The sequence below is a fragment of the Rhizobium glycinendophyticum genome (assembly GCF_006443685.1).
In the GTDB taxonomy this organism is placed as follows: domain Bacteria; phylum Pseudomonadota; class Alphaproteobacteria; order Rhizobiales; family Rhizobiaceae; genus Allorhizobium; species Allorhizobium glycinendophyticum.
Genome location: NZ_VFYP01000005.1, coordinates 128,211 through 145,795, shown reverse-complemented (window position 1 = coordinate 145,795; position 17,585 = coordinate 128,211). Strand labels below are relative to the sequence as shown.

General features: G+C 58.9%; 15 protein-coding genes. 11 read left to right on the top strand and 4 right to left on the bottom strand.

Annotation, left to right across the window (positions count from 1 at the left end; genetic code table 11):
* Positions 1 to 119 precede the first annotated feature (119 nt).
* Positions 120 to 761, bottom strand: a complete 642-nt coding sequence (locus FJQ55_RS20985; RefSeq protein WP_140831664.1) for a TetR/AcrR family transcriptional regulator — start codon at positions 759 to 761, stop codon at positions 120 to 122.
* 102 nt (positions 762 to 863) lie between these two features.
* Between FJQ55_RS20985 and FJQ55_RS20980 the strand changes: the two genes are divergently transcribed.
* The 7 genes from FJQ55_RS20980 (at position 864) to FJQ55_RS23380 (ending at position 9,176) form a co-directional block, all read left to right on the top strand.
* Positions 864 to 1,979, top strand: a complete 1,116-nt coding sequence (locus FJQ55_RS20980) for an efflux RND transporter periplasmic adaptor subunit (protein WP_140831661.1) — start codon at positions 864 to 866, stop codon at positions 1,977 to 1,979.
* On the top strand, positions 1,976 to 3,052 hold the full coding sequence (locus FJQ55_RS20975; RefSeq protein ID WP_140831659.1) for an efflux RND transporter periplasmic adaptor subunit: 1,077 nt from the start codon (positions 1,976 to 1,978) through the stop codon (positions 3,050 to 3,052). The genes FJQ55_RS20980 and FJQ55_RS20975 overlap by 4 nt, the downstream gene beginning before the upstream one ends.
* Positions 3,052 to 6,135, top strand: coding sequence for an efflux RND transporter permease subunit (locus FJQ55_RS20970; RefSeq protein WP_140831729.1), 3,084 nt, complete (start codon positions 3,052 to 3,054; stop codon positions 6,133 to 6,135). Before FJQ55_RS20975 ends, FJQ55_RS20970 begins: the two co-directional genes overlap by 1 nt.
* Before the next feature lie 264 nt (positions 6,136 to 6,399).
* Positions 6,400 to 7,059 carry a peroxiredoxin gene (locus FJQ55_RS20965; RefSeq protein ID WP_140831657.1) on the top strand — a complete coding sequence of 220 codons (660 nt, stop codon included), beginning with the start codon at positions 6,400 to 6,402 and terminating at the stop codon, positions 7,057 to 7,059.
* A 477-nt stretch (positions 7,060 to 7,536) separates the two neighbouring features.
* Positions 7,537 to 8,556: a sulfate ABC transporter substrate-binding protein gene (locus FJQ55_RS20960; protein ID WP_140831655.1), complete on the top strand. Its 1,020-nt coding sequence runs from the start codon at positions 7,537 to 7,539 to the stop codon at positions 8,554 to 8,556.
* A 277-nt stretch (positions 8,557 to 8,833) separates the two neighbouring features.
* Positions 8,834 to 9,031, top strand: a complete 198-nt coding sequence (locus tag FJQ55_RS20955; protein ID WP_140831653.1) for a hypothetical protein — start codon at positions 8,834 to 8,836, stop codon at positions 9,029 to 9,031.
* Between the two features lie 7 nt (positions 9,032 to 9,038).
* Positions 9,039 to 9,176 carry a hypothetical protein gene (locus FJQ55_RS23380; RefSeq protein ID WP_161597017.1) on the top strand — a complete coding sequence of 46 codons (138 nt, stop codon included), beginning with the start codon at positions 9,039 to 9,041 and terminating at the stop codon, positions 9,174 to 9,176.
* A gap of 99 nt (positions 9,177 to 9,275) precedes the next feature.
* On the opposite strand, the gene FJQ55_RS20950 is transcribed toward FJQ55_RS23380, so the two are convergent.
* Complete coding sequence (locus FJQ55_RS20950; RefSeq protein WP_140831727.1) at positions 9,276 to 9,725, bottom strand: RrF2 family transcriptional regulator; 450 nt, start codon at positions 9,723 to 9,725, stop codon at positions 9,276 to 9,278.
* A 290-nt stretch (positions 9,726 to 10,015) separates the two neighbouring features.
* On the opposite strand from FJQ55_RS20950, the gene cysT reads away from it, so the two are divergent.
* From cysT to FJQ55_RS20930, 4 genes are all read left to right on the top strand, one after another.
* Complete coding sequence (gene cysT, locus FJQ55_RS20945; protein ID WP_140831651.1) at positions 10,016 to 10,867, top strand: sulfate ABC transporter permease subunit CysT; 852 nt, start codon at positions 10,016 to 10,018, stop codon at positions 10,865 to 10,867.
* A complete protein-coding gene (gene cysW / locus FJQ55_RS20940; protein ID WP_140831649.1) occupies positions 10,857 to 11,720 on the top strand; it encodes a sulfate ABC transporter permease subunit CysW in 864 nt (287 codons plus the stop codon). The genes cysT and cysW overlap by 11 nt, the downstream gene beginning before the upstream one ends.
* 11 nt (positions 11,721 to 11,731) lie before the next feature.
* Positions 11,732 to 12,775 (top strand): sulfate/molybdate ABC transporter ATP-binding protein, encoded by a 1,044-nt coding sequence (locus FJQ55_RS20935; protein WP_140831646.1) that lies wholly within the window; start codon positions 11,732 to 11,734, stop codon positions 12,773 to 12,775.
* A 141-nt stretch (positions 12,776 to 12,916) separates the two neighbouring features.
* The gene (locus FJQ55_RS20930) at positions 12,917 to 13,732 is read left to right on the top strand and encodes a PIG-L family deacetylase (protein ID WP_161597016.1); all 816 of its coding nucleotides are present in this window, start codon (positions 12,917 to 12,919) and stop codon (positions 13,730 to 13,732) included.
* Between the two features lie 41 nt (positions 13,733 to 13,773).
* Here FJQ55_RS20930 and FJQ55_RS20925 read toward each other — a convergent pair whose 3' ends face one another.
* Together FJQ55_RS20925 and FJQ55_RS20920 are read right to left on the bottom strand one after the other, a co-directional pair.
* Positions 13,774 to 15,012 (bottom strand): glycosyltransferase family 4 protein, encoded by a 1,239-nt coding sequence (locus FJQ55_RS20925; protein ID WP_140831642.1) that lies wholly within the window; start codon positions 15,010 to 15,012, stop codon positions 13,774 to 13,776.
* 314 nt (positions 15,013 to 15,326) lie between these two features.
* Complete coding sequence (locus tag FJQ55_RS20920; RefSeq protein WP_140831640.1) at positions 15,327 to 17,510, bottom strand: exopolysaccharide transport family protein; 2,184 nt, start codon at positions 17,508 to 17,510, stop codon at positions 15,327 to 15,329.
* Between the last annotated feature and the right edge of the window lie 75 nt (positions 17,511 to 17,585).

Sequence of the window (17,585 nt, the reverse complement as noted above, 5' to 3'; positions counted from 1 at the left end):
ATAAAGGCTAGTGCACCGCCTCGTTGCCGTCAACTCCCAATGTGGAAACGTTACCACATATTTTCATTAGGAGGGCTGACGGCCTTTCACCTATTGGTAAAACGCCAGGGTTTATCGGTTCAGCTTTGTCTCAAGATCCGACAGAGCAATCTCGCGAGATCTTCCTCCAGTCTCTGCCTGTCATCCCCAATGTTGGTAAACAGGGTTGCAAAGCTACCGGTCGAAGACACGAGGCCTGCGGATGCAATTGCGACTGTCAGTGAAAGACCAGGGTCCGGTTGCTGCTCCAGATCTTGGATCAAATTCATGTCGCGCAAGGATGACATGATCAGGTCGTGCATCGGCTTCATGAGTGTACCACTAATCAGTTCTTTACGTTCCGCGCTTATATTAGATATTGTTTCAGAAAGCAGAACCTTCGAGAAGGCGGGGCGCTGGAAGATGGTGTCGACCAGTCTGGTGCAGATAAACTGCAGTCGCTGGTCGACCGGCAGCGTTTCTGCATGACGCAGAAAGTCCTCGGTCTGCAGAAGCGATTCTTCGGCAACAGAGGTCACGACGGCTTTCCAAAGCCCAAACTTGGAGCCGTAGCGGTAAGAGATGAGGGCGACGTCCACTCCCGCCCTTGCTGCAATCAGGCGTAGCGGCGTCTTGTCGAAACCGTGCTCGGCGAAGCTCGCCAATGCTGCTTCAAGCAGGCTCTCGGTATCATGTTCATCGCCTTTTTTGGGGCGTCCGCGATGTCGCTCCGCTGGTGTCATCTGGAAATTTCCTCCGAATTGACTTTAGCCCAATAATCCGACATATATTCAATGGTTGATGAATAAAAGTCCACCCATCTGCCACTTCACTCGGAAACCCCTATGCTCAATCCACCCAAAGGCCTGCGCCACCCTGGCAGACTATGGAAGGTGTCGCTGCTTGCGACCCTTTCCATGCTGACGCTCTCGTCCTGCGAGGATTCGTCGAAGAAAGCCGAAGCCGAGGTTCCCTTGGTGACAGTCGAAGTCGCCAAGGTCGACCATGATGTGATACGTGCCGCCGGAACCGGAGAAATCAAGGCCAGGGTCCAGAGCGACCTATCTTTCAAGGTCAGCGGTCGGGTCATCGAGCGTCGTGTCGGTGTCGGAGACCGGGTCAAGGCGGGGCAGGTGCTTGCAACTCTGGATCCGACGGAGCAGTTGGCAGACATCGAATCCGCCAAAGCTGGCGTTGCCGCTCAGGAAGCGACCTTGCGCAAATCCAGTTCTGTCTTGAACCGTCGCAAGACGCTCATTCAGACGGGCGCACTTTCGCAGCAGGAAGTCGACAGCGCTCAGCAGGAATTCCTTTCGGCGCAAAAGGATCTGGATGCCGCCAAGGCTGCCCTTGAGACTTCGCAGGAAGCTCTGGAGCAGACAGAGCTGAAGGCGGATGCAGACGGCACTATTACCGCACGTGACGTGGAAGTGGGGCAGGTGGTTCAGGCTTCCAGCACCGTGTTTACGCTTGCCCATGACGGCGCTCGCGATGCGGTGTTCAATGTGCAGGAAAACGCCTTGAGCACCGGCGCCAATCCGATTTCCCTGACGGTGAGCCTGCTGTCGCGGCCGGAGATTTCGGTGCCGGCGAAGGTTCGCGAAATCAGTCCTACCCTCGATCGCTCGCTCGGAACGATTCGCGTCAAACTCTCGATCGACAACCCGCCGCCCGAGATGACGCTCGGTGCGGCCATCGTTGCCGATGTGGTGATGGCGCAGCAGGATCGCATTTCCATTCCGTGGCAGTCCATGTTCTCAAAGGAGGGTAAATCTGCCGTTTGGGTCGTTGATAAGGATGCTCTTACGACGACACTCAAGCCGGTTCAGGTCGAGCGTTACGACGCCGACCGGGTCGTCCTCGCATCCGGTATCGAACCCGGTGAACTCGTTGTCGTCGACGGCGGCCAGTTTCTGAGAGAGCAACAGAAAGTCGCCATTTCGAAAGGAGCGGCTCAATGAGAGCTCCCATCATTCTCCCGCTCATGCTGATTGCTGCGTTTCTCTCCTCGTGTTCAGAGGAGGCGCCAGAGGTGGAGGCACCCGTTCGCCCTGTTCTTTTTGTCGTGGCCGAACCACGCGCAGCTGTGATCGCTGGATTTACGGGAACGGTCGAAGCGAAGTTCAGCGCGGATCTCGGCTTCCAGGTTCTCGGCCGCATCACCGCGCGTCACGTCAATGTCGGTGATCTCGTGAAGAAGGGTCAGGTTCTGGCAAACCTCGATTCCACCGCCTTGCAGCTGAGCGTCAAGCAAGCGGATGCGGATCTGGCGTCTGCTGTCGCGAAACTCGACCTCGCACGGGTCAACGAACAGAGGCAGAAGACGCTGGTGGCGTCGAATGCCAGCACGCGCGAGCAGTTGGACGAGGCCGTTCAGTCCCGCGAAGCCGCAGAAGCCACCGTTGTGCAACTGCAGGCGAGCCTCGACAAGGTGCGCGAACAACTCAGTTATGCCACGCTGACCGCCGATACCGATGGTGTCGTGTCGGCGGTCTCGGCGGAAGTCGGGCAGGTGGTTTCGGCCGGAACGACCGTGGTGACGGTCGCACAGCTGGAGGCGCGCGATGCTGTCGTCGATATTCCGGACCGTTACGACGCGCTGACGACGATCGGTACCCCGTTCGAGATCACGCTACAGGCGAATCCGACACAGAAGGTGCGCGGGACGGTACGCGAGACCGCGCCACAGGCCGATGCTGCAACCCGCAGCCGTCGGACGAAGATCGCGCTCGATTCGCCGCCCGAGAGCTATCGCCTTGGAAGTACCGTGTCCGCATCGCCCATTGCGGGGACGGATGATCATCTGTGGCTGCCGCAGAGCGCTGTCGGTGGTGCTTCGGATAAACCATTCGTCTGGGTTATCGACGGAGACAAGCACATCGTCTCCAAGCGGAATGTCGAGGTGAAGCCATCTTCCGGCGGCGGGTTCGACATCATCAGCGGAATTAGCCGCGGAGACCGCATCGTCTCGGCTGGCGTCAATTCGCTCACCGACAACCAGCCCATCCGCATTTCGAACGAGACCTCGCTATGATCAAGTCATTCAACCTTTCGGAATGGGCGCTGCAGCACAAGTCGCTCGTCTGGTACTTCATGATCCTGTCGATGGTGGCGGGCGTCTTGTCCTACATCAATCTGGGCCGTGAAGAGGACCCCGACTTCAGCATCAAGACCATGCTGATCCAGGCCTCCTGGCCGGGTGCGTCGGTTGACGAAATGACCAGTCAGGTTACTGACCGGATCGAAAAGAAGCTGCAGGAACTGGAATCGCTCGACTATACCAAGAGCCTCAACACGCCGGGCCAGACGACGATCTATGTCAATCTGCGGGAAAACACCAAGGCTGCGGATGTGAAGCCGACCTGGGTGAAGGTCCGCAACATGATCAACGACATCAAGTCGGATCTCCCCTCAGGTGTCCAGGGGCCGGCCTTCATCGACAGCTTCGGCGATGTCTACGGCAACATTTATGCGTTCACCGCCGACGGGCTGACGCAGCGGCAATTGCGCGATTATCTTGAGACGGCCCGCCAGCAGATCCTCGCCGTCCCGAATGTCGGCAAGGTCGACCTGATCGGGGCGCAGGACGAGGTCGTGTATCTTGATCTGTCGACCAAGCAGATGGCAGCCCTCGGGATCACGCAGCAGCAGATCCTCGAAACCCTTCAAAACCAGAACGCAGTCGTCGCCTCCGGCACGCTCCGCACGGGTGCCGAAACCATCAATCTGCGTGTCTCCGGACAATTCGCTTCCGACGATGCCTTGCGCAACATCAATTTGCGGGTGAACGACCGCTTCTTCCGTCTGAGCGACGTAGCGACCATTACACGGGGTTACTCCGATCCGCAGCAGCCACTGTTCCGCGTGAACGGGCAGCCGGCCATAGGACTTGCGATCGGAATGAAGGCAGGCGCTAACCTCCTGCATTTCGGTGAAGCACTGACGGAGAAGATGGACAAGGTCATAGCCGATTTGCCCGTCGGTATCGGCGTGCATCATGTTGCCGATCAGGCTGTCGTTGTCGATGAGGCCGTTGGCGGGTTCACCAAGGCGCTGTTCGAAGCCATCGTGATCGTGCTGGCCGTCAGCTTCATCAGTCTTGGCATGCGTGCGGGCCTGGTGGTGGCTGTCTCCATTCCGCTCGTTCTCGCCATCACCTTCGTCTTCATGGAATATCTGGGCATCTCGCTGCAGCGCATCTCGCTTGGCGCGCTGATCATCGCGCTGGGTCTGCTCGTGGACGACGCCATGATCGCGATCGAGATGATGGTGTCCAAGCTCGAGGAGGGTGAGCCTCTCACCAAGGCGGCAACGGCGGTTTGGACCTCCACGGCATTCCCCATGTTGACCGGTACGCTGGTGACGGTCGCAAGCTTCATCCCCGTCGGGCTCAATGACAGCGCGGCTGGTGAATTTACCTTCACCCTCTTTGTCGTCATCGGCGTCTCACTGATCGTGTCCTGGATTGTCGCCGTCCTTTTCGCGCCCTTGCTCGGCGTGTTAATCCTGCCGAAGACGATGAAGAAGCATGGCGAGCACAAGGGGATCGTCACGCGTGTCTTCGGTGGGCTGTTGCAGACCTGCATGAGCTGGCCGAAGCTCACAATTCTTGCGACAATGGCGATGTTCGCAGCCTCGATCTATGGCATGGGTTTCGTCCAGCAGCAGTTCTTCCCGTCATCCGACAGGCCGGAACTCATCGTCGACTGGACGGCGCGGCAGAATTACACGCTGGCGCAGACCAAGGCCGAGATGGACGCGTTCGAACAGGCGCATCTGGTAGGCAATGAAGATATTGTGCACTGGACGTCCTATGTGGGCCAAGGTGCCAAGCGCTTCGTGCTCTCCTTCGACGTGCAGCCTAACTCCAATAACTTCGGCGAAATGGTCATTGTCGCCAAGGACGTGGAAGCGCGCGACCGGCTGATCGACGCCCTGACCAAGGCGGCTGTCGTTGAATATCCGGGGACCGACGTCTTCATCAAAAAGATGGAACTCGGACCGCCCGTCGGTCGACCGATCCAGTATCGTGTCTCAGGGCCCGATCCGCAGAAGGTTCGTACTCTCGCATCGGAACTGAGTACGGTTATCGGCAGAGATTCGCGCCTCGGCCGGATCGTCTCTGACTGGAATGAACCTGCGCGCGTCGTAAAGGTGGATCTGCTGCAGGACAAGGCCCGTCAACTCGGTGTCAGCTCCTCCGACATAGCCTCGGCGCTCAACAACCTCACGGGTGGGTCGACCATCACGCAGATCCGCGACAGCATCTATCTTGTCGATGTCGTCGGACGAGCGCCGAAAGCTGAGCGGGAATCGATTGAAACGCTTCGTAATCTGCAATTACCCGGCAGCAATGGCGAGGGCGTCCCACTCGCCGCCATCGCCAACTTTCATTACGAGCTCGAGCAGCCGATCGTCTGGCGGCGCGACCGTATGGCGACGATTACGCTGAAAGCGGCAATCCTCGATGAGACCCAGCCGGCCACCATCGATCAGGCGCTGAAGCCCTCGATTGCGGCCTTCAGCGCGAAGCTGCCTGATGGGTATACGGTGGAAGCGGGCGGCTCTGTTGAAAGCAGCGCCAAGAGCCAGGCGCCGATCGTGGCCGTCGTGCCGCTGATGCTGCTGACGATGACGACCATCCTGATGTTCCAGTTGCAGAGCTTCCAGCGTCTGTTCATGGTCTTCATCGTGGCGCCGCTCGGACTGATCGGTGTGGTGGCCGCTTTGCTGCCCAGTGGTGCGCCTCTCGGCTTCGTGGCGATCCTTGGCGTGCTGGCTCTGATCGGGATCCTGATCCGCAACTCGGTCATTCTCGTGGTGCAGATCGATACGCTTAGAAAAGCGGGAAGACACGCCTGGGAAGCTGTCCAGGAGGCGACCGAGCACCGGATGCGGCCGATCATGCTGACGGCTGCGGCCGCCAGCTTGGCACTTATTCCAATCTCCCGCGAGATATTCTGGGGGCCGATGGCCTATGCCATGATGGGCGGCATCATCGTCGGCACGGTGCTGACGCTGCTCTTCCTGCCAGCGCTCTATGTTGTCTGGTTCCGGGTCAAGCGTCCCTCGGCCGAGGACCGTACGGATGCACAAGCAGACGCCGTGACCGCCTAGGTCTGAGCGATCCTCTATCAACGAGGAGTGCCCAGAACTCCCGTCCATTCTTCTCAAATGGCGGCCTTGTCATGGGCCGCCATTTGCTTATCGCAGTGCTCCCTATCGGGTTGCCTTTGCACATTCGACCCAGATGGAAAATTCAACTCTCGGACACCCCTTTGCCGCAAAGATCCATCGGTTCGGGGTGAGGAATTGATATGGACACGCTTCCTTGGTTGCGGATTTTGGGTTTGACTGTCGCCAACCTCAGGAGGATTTTCCATGACCTTGCGTATCAACCAGACTGCCCCTGACTTCACTGCGGAGACGACCCAAGGCGCCATCACGTTTCACGACTGGATCGGCGACAGCTGGGCTGTTCTCTTCTCGCATCCGAAGAATTTCACGCCTGTCTGCACCACGGAGTTGGGTGCCATGGCCGGTCTCGCCCACGAGTTTGCCAAGCGCAACGTCAAGGTCATCGGGATCTCTGTGGATCCGGTAGAGAGCCATTCCAAATGGAAGCAGGACATCAAGGTCGCCACCGGCTTTGAGGTTGACTACCCGTTGATTGGCGACAAGGAGCTGAAGGTGGCGAAGCTCTACGACATGCTGCCGGAAGATGCAGGCGACAGCTCGGAAGGTCGCACCCCGGCCGACAATGCAACGGTGCGGTCGGTCTACGTGATCGGGCCGGACAAGAAGATCAAGCTGATCCTGACCTATCCCATGACCACAGGTCGTAACTTCGATGAGATCCTGCGCACGATTGATTCGATTCAGTTGACCGCGAAGCATCAGGTAGCAACGCCGGCGAACTGGAAGCAGGGGGATGACGTGATCATCACGGCCGCCGTATCGAACGAAGATGCACTGACGCGCTTCGGGTCCTTCGATACGGTTCTGCCTTACCTGCGCAAGACCAAGCAACCGACTGCCTGAAGATTCCTCCCAAGCCGAAACGCCGCCCGTCTCCATCCCTGTACGGTGGAGGCGGGTGTGCCATGCCGATTTGAGTATCGGCCGTTATTCAATCCTCGTCACAACCGAGCGGCTCCTCCCTGACAGATCCGCGTCCCTTCCCTCGCTCCGTGGCATTATGATGCCGCAGGGTACGTTTGTGGCATTTCCCCCTGCTTGTCTCGATGCTCCGGTATTCAGCACCCGGTGCCTTCGACCGTGTCTGGTTGTTCTGGGCCTTTAAACTTTACCGGCAACGCGGTTGATTGCTGCAAAGGAGAGAAATGGTTTTCCACGGATCAACATGTCCGTAGATCGGTCGGCTGAGCGGGCCTGTAGTTTCCCGAGATCGTGCTAAGCTAAAAGCTGAAAAGAAACCAGTTTTCCCTTTCTTCGACGGGCAATTGACTAAGTCTATTCAATCGGTAGGCTTTCTCTCGTCCAACTACGGAGGAACTGATGTCTCTCATATCCAAGAGCCTCGTGGCCGCGCTCGGTCTTGCTCTGACGCTTTCCGGCGCCACGTCGACTTTTGCCCAGACGACCCTGCTCAATGTGTCCTATGATCCGACGCGCGAATTCTACAAGGAGTACAACGCGGCCTTTGCCAAGCACTGGAAGGCAGAGACCGGTGAGGATATCAGCGTGCAGCAGTCGCATGGCGGCTCCGGCAAGCAGGCGCGTGCTGTGATCGATGGCCTTGATGCCGACGTGGTGACGCTGGCTCTCGAAGGCGACATCAACGCCATCGTCAAGGAGACCGGCAAGATCAAGCCCGACTGGCGTGGCCGCCTGGAGAACAATTCCTCGCCCTATACCTCGACCATCGTCTTCCTGGTTCGCAAGGGCAATCCAAAGGGCATCAAGAACTGGGGCGACCTGGTGAAAGGTGACGTCCAGATCGTGACGCCGAACCCGAAGACCTCGGGCGGTGCGCGGTGGAACTACCTTGCTGCATGGGCCTGGGCCAATGAGGAGTTCGGCGGCGATCAGGAGAAGATCAAGGCCTATATCGGTGAACTCTACAAGCGGGCGCCGGTTCTCGATACAGGCGCACGGGGTGCACTGACGAGTTTTGCGCAGCGCCAGATCGGCGACGTCCTGCTTGCCTGGGAAAACGAAGCCTATCTCGCCGGTCAGGAATTCGGCCCCGATTCTTTTGATATCGTGGTTCCGCCCATTTCCATTCTCGCCGAACCGCCGGTGACGGTCGTCGACGCCAATGTCGACGCGAAGGGCACGCGCAAGCAGGCCGAGGCCTATCTCGCCTATCTCTATTCCGAGGAGGGCCAGAACCTCGCCGCCAAGCACTTCTACCGGCCTTCAAAGCCGGAATTGGTAAAGCCGGAGCTCCTCAAGCAGCTTCCGGATACCAAGCTGGTTTCGATCGACGATCCGCTGTTTGGCGGCTGGGCCAAGGCACAGCCTGAACACTTCGGCGACGGCGGCATCTTCGACCAGATCTACAAGCCGCGCTGATATCTTCGCAGTGCCAATGACAATACCCGCATCGGGCCTCCTGATGCGGGTATTTCGTTGAACAGGGGCCGACAAGCCGATGGCCCAAGGTGGACGCTGTTTTCTTTTGAGTAGCCGGATCTTTTACCGGGCACCGGATGTTGTGAAGATGTGCACACCGAAACGGAATTTGCTGAAAGTCCCGAGAATATAGAATAGTAATTTGGTAGATTGTGTTGACTGGAGCGGGGATTACGGCAAAACTGTGTCTGCAACCGCGAAGAAGGAGGCACATGACATGCCCATTGGCTTCAACCTGTTTTCGTTTGATTTCTTCGAAGCATTCCGTCGCGCCCAAGCCGACGAGGTCTCTCGCGGCGATGATCGTACTCTGGTCGTGAGCCGCACGGGCGACGATCAAACAGGCCTGGAAGATGATCAGCGCCAGGCTGCCGATCGGGCCTTCTGGGGCCTCGGTTACTTCCCGGTCCTGTGAGGCGACCATGGCTTATGTTGGATATCCCCCCAAGAGCGTCAGCCACACGGAGGCAGAGAAACGCTGGGGCCTGCATGGTTTTCTTGGCAGGGTCGCTTTGGTCGCCTCTATCGTCTTCGTGGCGATGATCATCGTGGTGCTCTGACCGTCAAACGTTCTGTTGCCCGCTCTTTCCGGGCAACGACCTCCTCTGCAAACGCTGTCGCATTGTCGTCGTGTTTTATGTGGGCAGGTGATTACAGGCTCACTCGCCGGCTACAAACGTCTCCGCCACTCCATTTTCCTTGGCGACGAACTCGGATAGCGACATGTTGTCGAGAATCAAGGCGATCGCGTCGCGGACTTCGGTCATCGAGACGCGCACCTGACAGGTTTCAGGATCCTGACAGTCGTCGCAGGTTTCGAAAGCTGTTCGACTCGCACAGCGGATGGGCGCGAGCGGACCATCCAGCGCCCGGATCACCTGCCCAATCATGATATCCTCGGACGGCTTCGACAACGAATAGCCGCCGTTGGGGCCTTTCTTCGACCGCAGGATGCCGGTGTTGCGCAGTTCCAGCAGGATGGTGTCGAGGAATTTTTTCGGAATATTGTTGCGAGTTGCAATTTCGGAGACGAACGCAGTTTCGCCCGGACCGAGTCGCGCGAGATCGACCAAAGCCTTCAGTCCGTATTTGCCTTTTTTCGTCAGCATTTCTGTGCCTGCTGTCCCGTGCCACGTGCCGGTGTGCACATAGACAAACATTTCCCAGTTCGTAAATAGTTTTTGAGTGTTTGTTTCACAAGTTGCTGAAGCGGCATTCCACCAATTTTGCGGGAAGTCCCTTGCCTTTTGCAGTACGGTCTCATGGTCGCTATGGACCCGACATACCTGAATTTCTACTGAGACGGCGCGGAATGGAAGGATTTTCCTTTCTTCAGCGATTAGCCTCGCTATGAATGGCGACACACCGCGGTCAGCGCGGGCCGGCCGGGAGCATATTGATGAGTACAGCGAGGAAGCGAACATGGCGCCAGCCGAGCATTCTGCCCGGCTTCGGGCTGACGCTGGGCTATACGCTTGCCTACCTGACCCTGATCATTCTTATTCCGCTTGCAGCCCTAGTCGTGCGGGCGAGTTCGCTCGGGATTGGTGGCTTCCTTGACATTCTGTCCGACGAACGCACGCTGCTTGCCCTCAGAATCTCCTTCGGCGCGGCACTCGTCGCGGCGATCGTCAACGTGATCTTCGGCGTGATCGTCGCCTGGGTCCTGGTCCGCTATGATTTTCCCGGCAGGCGCCTGCTTGATGCCATCGTCGACCTGCCCTTCGCCTTGCCGACTGCCGTCGCCGGTATCGCACTTGCCGCTCTCTATGCTCAGAACGGCTGGATCGGCGCGCTGTTTGCACCTCTCGGCATCAAGATTGCCTTCACGCCGGCCGGTATCGTTGTCGCCCTCATCTTCATCGGACTTCCTTTCGTAGTGCGCACCGTGCAACCCGTCATGGAGGAAGTGGACCGCGAAGTAGAAGAGGCGGCGGCAACGCTCGGCGCAACACGCTTTCAGACCGTGCGGATGGTTGTTCTGCCCAGCCTCTCGCCTGCCATCCTCACCGGTTTTGCGCTGGCCTTTGCTCGCGCCGTCGGTGAATATGGCTCGGTCATCTTCATCGCAGGCAATATTCCTTACGTTTCCGAAATCGCGCCGCTCCTCATCGTCATCCGGCTCGAAGAATTCAACTACGCCGGCGCGACCGCCATCGCCGCAATCATGCTGGTCATATCCTTCTCCATGCTTCTGCTGATCAATCTGCTTCAGGCCTGGAGCCGCCGGAGGTTCGCCAATGTCCGCTGAGCGTCACGCGCGTTTTCACGATCCTGCGACGGAAACTCCTCTAGCGCGCATCGTGTTGATTGCGATTGCCGTGGGCTTCATGGCGATCATCCTGCTTTTGCCCCTGCTGCTGGTCTTCATTGAAGCTTTTCGCAAGGGTGTGCCGGCGTTCTTTGAGGCGCTGGCCGAACCCGATACTTTCTCGGCAATCCGCCTCACTCTTACGGTTGCCGCGATTGCCGTTCCGCTCAACCTGGTCTTCGGGGTCGCGGCGGCCTGGGCCATTGCCAAGTTCGAGTTTCGCGGCAAGGCCTTCCTGACGACTTTGATCGACCTGCCGTTTTCGATCTCGCCGGTCATCTCGGGGCTCGTCTATGTCCTTCTTTTCGGCGCAAACAGCGTGCTCGGTCCCTGGCTCAAGTCGTATGGCATCGAAATCCTGTTTGCGATCCCGGGCATTGTTCTCGCGACCATCTTCGTCACCTTTCCCTTCGTTGCGCGCGAGCTTATTCCGCTGATGCAAGAGCAGGGCACTGGTGACGAGGAGGCGGCACTGTCTCTCGGAGCCAGCGGCTGGCAGACCTTCTGGTATGTCACGCTGCCCAATATCAAATGGGGCCTTCTCTACGGCGTGCTGCTTTGCAACGCGCGCGCCATGGGCGAATTCGGGGCAGTCTCGGTGGTCTCTGGCCATATCCGCGGCCTGACTGAAACAATGCCTCTGCATGTCGAGGTTCTTTACAACGAATACAACTTCGTCGCGGCGTTCGCCGTATCGACGCTCCTGGCCGTCCTCGCGCTCGTAACCCTTGCGCTGAAGACGATCCTCGAAATCCGGTACAGCGCTGAACTCTCCGGCACGCGGAAGCACTGAAAGGGGTCCCCATGGAAGTCGCCATCAAGAACATCAGGAAGGAGTTCGGACAGTTTCCGGCGCTTCACGATGTTTCCCTTTCTGTCCAGAAGGGCGAGCTTATCGCATTGCTCGGACCTTCCGGCTCCGGGAAAACAACCCTGCTGCGCCTTATTGCGGGCCTTGAACAGCCGACAGAAGGGCAGATCTTCTTTGGCAACGAGGATGCCTCGTTCAAGTCGGTGCAGGAGCGTCACGTCGGTTTCGTGTTCCAGCACTATGCCCTGTTCAAGCACATGACTGTCGCCGAGAACATTTCCTTTGGTCTTCGAGTGCGCCCGAGCGGCACCCGGCCGAGCAAGGCGGAGATCAAGACGCGTGTTGCCGATCTTCTGGCAATGGTGCAACTTGAAGGTCTGGACAAGCGTTATCCGGCCCAGTTGTCCGGTGGTCAGCGGCAGCGCGTGGCGCTTGCGCGTGCAATGGCCATCGAGCCGTCGGTTCTTCTGCTGGACGAGCCTTTCGGCGCGCTTGATGCCAAGGTGCGCAAGGATCTGCGGCGCTGGCTGCGCGAATTTCACGACCGCACCGGCCATACCACCTTCTTTGTCACGCATGACCAGGAAGAGGCGCTGGAACTGGCTGACCGTGTGGTGGTCATGAGCCAGGGCAAAGTAGAACAGGTGGGAACGGCCGACGATGTCTATGACCGGCCCAATTCCTCCTTCGTCTTCTCGTTCATCGGCGAGTCCTCGCATCTGCCGGTGACGGTCAAGGATGGACACGTCGTGTTCCAGGGCGCTGAGGTGGCACTCGCGGCTGGCGAAGCCACCGGCCCGGGGCATCTCTATTTCCGTCCCCAGGATGTCGTGCTGTCGGATGGTCCGGAGAGCATTCAGGGAACGGTGACCGCTCAGCGGCGCCTGGCTGGAACGCGTATTGCGGAACTTGATACATCGGGGGAGGGGCCTGCCCACCATATCGAGATCGAGCTGCCGCTTTCCGCCGAGGTATCGATCGGTTCCAAGGTGCGTTTCAGTCCGACGAAGTGGCGCATCTTCCGCTCGGGTTCCTAACCGCCCCGGCGCGTGCAGCCTCCGCGATGCATGCGCAGCAGCGAAGGCGGTTTAACCTTAACGAGAGCCGGACACCCTCTTCCGGTTGCGTCGGGCGGTCAAGGCGGGCAGTGTATCGGCACCGAAACGACGACAGGCGCCATGCTGCAACCGCGCGATTTCCATCACTGCGTCATCATCATGGCGCACCCCGACGACGAAATCCTCTGGGCGAGTTCCATCCTGGCTACGGCCAAGAAGGTTATCCTTTGTTACGGGGACACGGCCGACGCTGCCGTCAGCCGGGGCCGTGCGGCACTCCTGCGGGATTTTCCCCTGACGTCCGTCATCGGTCTCAACATCCGGGAATCGCGCAGTTTTTTGACGACGAACTGGGGCCGTCCGATCGAGACGGCCTATGGCATTCAGTGTGGCCGGGACCGTGACGGTTATCAGCGCAATTTCGAACTCGCGAGAGCCGCCATTGCCGAGCATATCGCGGAGGGTGATCTGGTGGTCACCCACAATCCCTGGGGCGAATACGGCCACGAAGAGCATGTGCAGGTCTACCGGGCCGTGGCTGTGCTTAAAAAGGAGCGCGATTTCCGGCTGGTCGTGACCGGTTATGCCAGTGATCGAGTCCTCTCCTTCATGGAAATGAACACGCCTCGGCTCGGGGGCTCCATTACGTTGCCGACCAATAAGAGCCTCGCGCTGTCCTTGAAGCAGCACTATCAGAAACATGACAGTTGGACCTGGGATGACGGCTATGTATGGCCTGATCAGGAGTTGTTCTACGAAATCACTGCCGAGGACGCGCCGCTGCGTCCGGTGCGAGGCACCATGGCGTCGCTACCAATGAACATGCTCTTGATTGACGGGCATCTGCCGCTTTGGCGCAGGGTTCTTCGGCGCTTTAAGCGCACGCTTTTGGTCGCGCTCGACCGTGTGATCAGACTGCAGCGGGGCAAGCGCTGAAGGTGTTTAAAGGGTATGGCACACAAGTGTGCCCAAGAGGGTCAGTGGCTAGCCGTCAGTAGATCTTTGTAGACGTCAAGGAGTTTGTCTGCCCAAGCCTCCGGCGTATTGGCCATGGCAATTGCGCCCGCGTAGGCCCGCTCACTCATCCGATGCAGATCTTCACGCGACATCTCTTCGATCGTGCGCAAGGTTGTGGCAAAGCTGGCGGTGTCCTGCGTGTTGCAGGTGAGACCAATGCCGCTCCGGACCACTTCGTCGGCGAGCAGCGCCATTTCGGTCAGGATCAGTGGGATGCCGCTCGCGGCGGCTTCAACGGCAACAAGGCCGAAGGGCTCTGGAAGACGGGACGGGATCACGAGCGCACGGGCCCTCTTGATGAGTTCGCCGATTTCGTCTGCCTGGCGCCAGCCGTGAAAGACCATGTCCGGATACTGTGCCATCAGCGTCTCGCGCAACGGGCCGTCGCCGATGACCTCGAGGCTGACGCCTGCCGCCCGCGCGGCGGCAAGGGCATCTTGCGGTCCCTTTTCCTGCTCCAGACGGCCGATGAAGAAATAGCTCCTGTTGTCTTCTGCTGGCACGCGGGACGCAATGAAAGGTGAGGCGGGATTGCGAATGGTCCGCAAGATGTCGGTTGTGTAACCGGCACGCTTGAAACCGTCAGTCATCTTTTCGTGGATGAGCAAGATGCTGCCCCAGGGAATATCCTGGCCCATCGCGACGAAAAGCCGGGCTTGACGCGCCGATCTCCAGAGCTTGTGGGCATAAGACCTGCGATCGCAATTCGTCGTAAGACAGCGCCCGCCAAGGGGGACCAGCATGCACTGGGTTTCCTTCGGGTAGTTCATATAGGCGCCGTTAGGGCAGGCGTGAAAGGAATCGTGGGCGTGAAACACCGTGCGATCCGCAACGCGGCGCAAAGGCAGAAAGATCGAAGGCGACAGGATCTGCGACCAGGTATGTACGTGATAGACGGTGCCGGGCGTATCGTTCCGCGCAATCCAGTCCTGGACAAGTTTACTGGCTGGAGCATTGTCGATACCACTGACCGCAGTTCTCAACAGATTGCCCTTGAGCAATTCCTTTTGGCCCAGGGGAACCACGTCCAATCCGAGCTCGGAAAAGAGTGGGTTCTCGCCATCGTCCCCGACGATAAGGGTGACCGGGATGTCGCGAGATCTGAGAAGTTTGAGCAGTAGAAGTACGAGCGTCGTTGCGCCACCGCGCGCAACGGAGAAGTCGTTGATGATGACGACACGCTCGACCGGTGGCTTCACGGCTTGCAGACCTCCGGCGGTAAAGCGCAGAGAGGGCACAGGCAGTGGCTGCCGCCGCCACGTAAGTTCACTCGAAGGTGTCCCTCGAGGACCAAGTTCAATCCTGTTTTCTTCAATGCCGCGCTCCAGATCGCCAGCAGTTCATTATCTTCGGCTTAAGACATAGATGTCTTTTCTCTCGATAATGATAATTGTCTGCAACCAGATGCTGGCTTGCCTGCAACTTCCCGGTCATTCGCAAGACAGACTTAAGATGTGCCTAACGGGACGACGTTCAAGCACTCCCGGCTTGCAATGGCTGCAGCCGGTCAGCCTCAGCCGGCGCGGGGAACGCTGTCCACCTCCTCGTCGAGGAAGAGGGGAAGGGTGGGACGCAGGTCGTGCTCTTCCAACGAGGAAACCGTTTCTTCAACATCCCGGCGGTTGAACCAGTTGCCGATGACAGCGAAACCATCGGCCGCGGCTTCAATGGCAGGCGTTGCCTGCTGTACGTTCCAGCGACCGACATAGACCAAGACGAGATCAAAGAGCAGGCCGTCAGCCTCCAGCCAGTCGACCAGTGTCTGCGATTGGGAAATACCCTTTGTTGAAATGCGCGGCGAGCGGCGGCCGGCCGGCATCAGCCAAAGACCCGGTGTCCTGTCCGGATTGACGAAGTCACCCTCGATCCGCTGCAGAGAGATCGCGTCCATCAATCCCGGCTTACCGACGGCTGCTGCCTGACGGGTGAGGTTGGCCTCGCGCTCGGCGTCGACCAACAACAGGTTCTTGCCTGTGCCGGCCACTGATTTGGCGAGTTGCAGGGCCGTACGATGGCCATCGCGGTGCTGGCCCGATGCGTAAACCACAACCATATGATTGGGTCTTCCCTGGGTCAGTCGGATCAACTGACGCGTCGCGGCGGCGTAGAGGTCACCGTCATCTGCGGCGGGGCCGGTAACCCGTGTGCGACGGTTCTTGATCCGTGCCGGAAGTTCCTCACGATCCGGCGTATCATTGTCTGCCGAGGGTGCAGGCTCGTCGCGGGGCTCGGGGCGCAGCCATTCCCGGAACGTCCGCCGCCGGCGCTTGGGTTCTGCCATTTTCGCCGCCGCCACCTGTGCCATCGGTGTTGACGCCGGTATGGAAGCAGCCCGTGGCTCGGTTGACGTCCGCATATCGCGCGCCAGCGCAATTCCGCATCCGACGAGGAAACCGAGGATCGTTGCACCGGCGACAATCAGGGAGCGGCGGGGTCCGGCCTTGCTCAACGGCACCTGGCCAGCAGAAATGATCTGCGGATTTTCACTGACGGTCCGCTCCTGGCCCGAAAGCTGCCGTGTGCGCAGTAGGAAGGATTCGTAGACGAGGCGATCGCTGGCGAGCTTGCGTTCGAGCTCGCGCAACTGAACCATCGATTCGTCAGATTCGTTCAGGTTCGCTTTGAGGGAGGCGAGGTTCTTCTGCAGCAGCTGCCGCTGGCTTTTAAGCTTCTCGGCATTGCGCGCGAGCGAGGTCTCAAAATCCTTCAACTGGGTATTGAGGAGGGCCGATACGGCCTGGGTACGGGCGCGCGCACTTTGCAGCGCCGGATGGCGATCACCAAAGGAGGACTGCAGGACTGATTGTTGCTCCAGCGCCGCGTGGTAGCGAGTGCGCAGTTCGATGATGGCCGGGGTCAGGGAGGCGTCTGGCGTATAACGCAGGTATTCCGGGTTGGAACGCGCAAGCTTGAGTTCCGACATCAACGCTTCGTTTTCGGCAATCGTTCCGGAAATGCGGGTGATCTCGGTGTTTGTCTCGGCGATCTGCTGCTCGGACGTCGGGCGCCCGCCGACATCAACGATGTTATGCTCGGCCTTATAGGCCTGGACGGCTCGGTCACCGTCTTCGACTGCCTTTTCCAGGCTCGCGAGCTGTGCTGAAAGATCCGTCGTCGCTTGGCGAACGACGCCGTTGTTCATCTGAATTCGGGTCTGGATGTAGGTTTCCGCTATAGCATTGGCGAGTCGTGCCGATTTGGCCGGGTCTCCGGTCGTGACCGATAGGTCGATGACAAAGCTCGCCTTGTTCAGGTCCGCAACGATGGCCTTTTGCAACGCTTCGAGCGCACGCTGAGCGCGCTTGCCGCGATCGCTTTCGAAGGGCTTTGCGGCGCCGAATTCGGGATCATCGACCAGCGACTGCGATTCCACCACCGCGCTCAGAACACGCACGGAGGTGAGGATATACTGTTGGTTCAGTGCCCGAGCTTCGGTTGCGCGGCTGTCGCCGTAGATCTCGCCTTCGACGATCCGTGAGCCTTCCGGGTCGACGAGGATGCTGACCGTTGAGACATAATAGTTCTTCAGCAATAGCGAAAAGCCCACTGCCGCTGCGGCAAAGAGCACGGTCATGACGATAATGCCCAGCAGGCCGCCACGCAGGACCGAAAAGAAATGCGCCAGGTCGATCTGAGGGATCGAACCTGAATTCTGCATCTCTTCGCGCTCCACCGGAGGGATCGAATTATCGACCATGCTACGTACCGCTCAAAGGTTGGCTGAATGTTCGGAATCACCACTGATCCGAGCGAAGCCTATGGGCGATGTCTT

Coding starts and splice junctions, on each gene's coding strand:
- FJQ55_RS20935 (WP_140831646.1), top strand. CDS start 11,732: ATGGAAGTCGCCATCAAGAACATCAGGAAGGAGTTCGGACAGTTTCCG.
- FJQ55_RS20960 (WP_140831655.1), top strand. CDS start 7,537: ATGTCTCTCATATCCAAGAGCCTCGTGGCCGCGCTCGGTCTTGCTCTG.
- cysT (WP_140831651.1), top strand. CDS start 10,016: ATGAGTACAGCGAGGAAGCGAACATGGCGCCAGCCGAGCATTCTGCCC.
- FJQ55_RS20980 (WP_140831661.1), top strand. CDS start 864: ATGCTCAATCCACCCAAAGGCCTGCGCCACCCTGGCAGACTATGGAAG.
- FJQ55_RS20930 (WP_161597016.1), top strand. CDS start 12,917: ATGCTGCAACCGCGCGATTTCCATCACTGCGTCATCATCATGGCGCAC.
- FJQ55_RS20985 (WP_140831664.1), bottom strand. CDS start 761: ATGACACCAGCGGAGCGACATCGCGGACGCCCCAAAAAAGGCGATGAA.
- FJQ55_RS20965 (WP_140831657.1), top strand. CDS start 6,400: ATGACCTTGCGTATCAACCAGACTGCCCCTGACTTCACTGCGGAGACG.
- FJQ55_RS20920 (WP_140831640.1), bottom strand. CDS start 17,510: ATGGTCGATAATTCGATCCCTCCGGTGGAGCGCGAAGAGATGCAGAAT.
- FJQ55_RS20950 (WP_140831727.1), bottom strand. CDS start 9,725: ATGCTGACGAAAAAAGGCAAATACGGACTGAAGGCTTTGGTCGATCTC.
- FJQ55_RS23380 (WP_161597017.1), top strand. CDS start 9,039: ATGGCTTATGTTGGATATCCCCCCAAGAGCGTCAGCCACACGGAGGCA.
- FJQ55_RS20955 (WP_140831653.1), top strand. CDS start 8,834: ATGCCCATTGGCTTCAACCTGTTTTCGTTTGATTTCTTCGAAGCATTC.
- FJQ55_RS20975 (WP_140831659.1), top strand. CDS start 1,976: ATGAGAGCTCCCATCATTCTCCCGCTCATGCTGATTGCTGCGTTTCTC.
- cysW (WP_140831649.1), top strand. CDS start 10,857: ATGTCCGCTGAGCGTCACGCGCGTTTTCACGATCCTGCGACGGAAACT.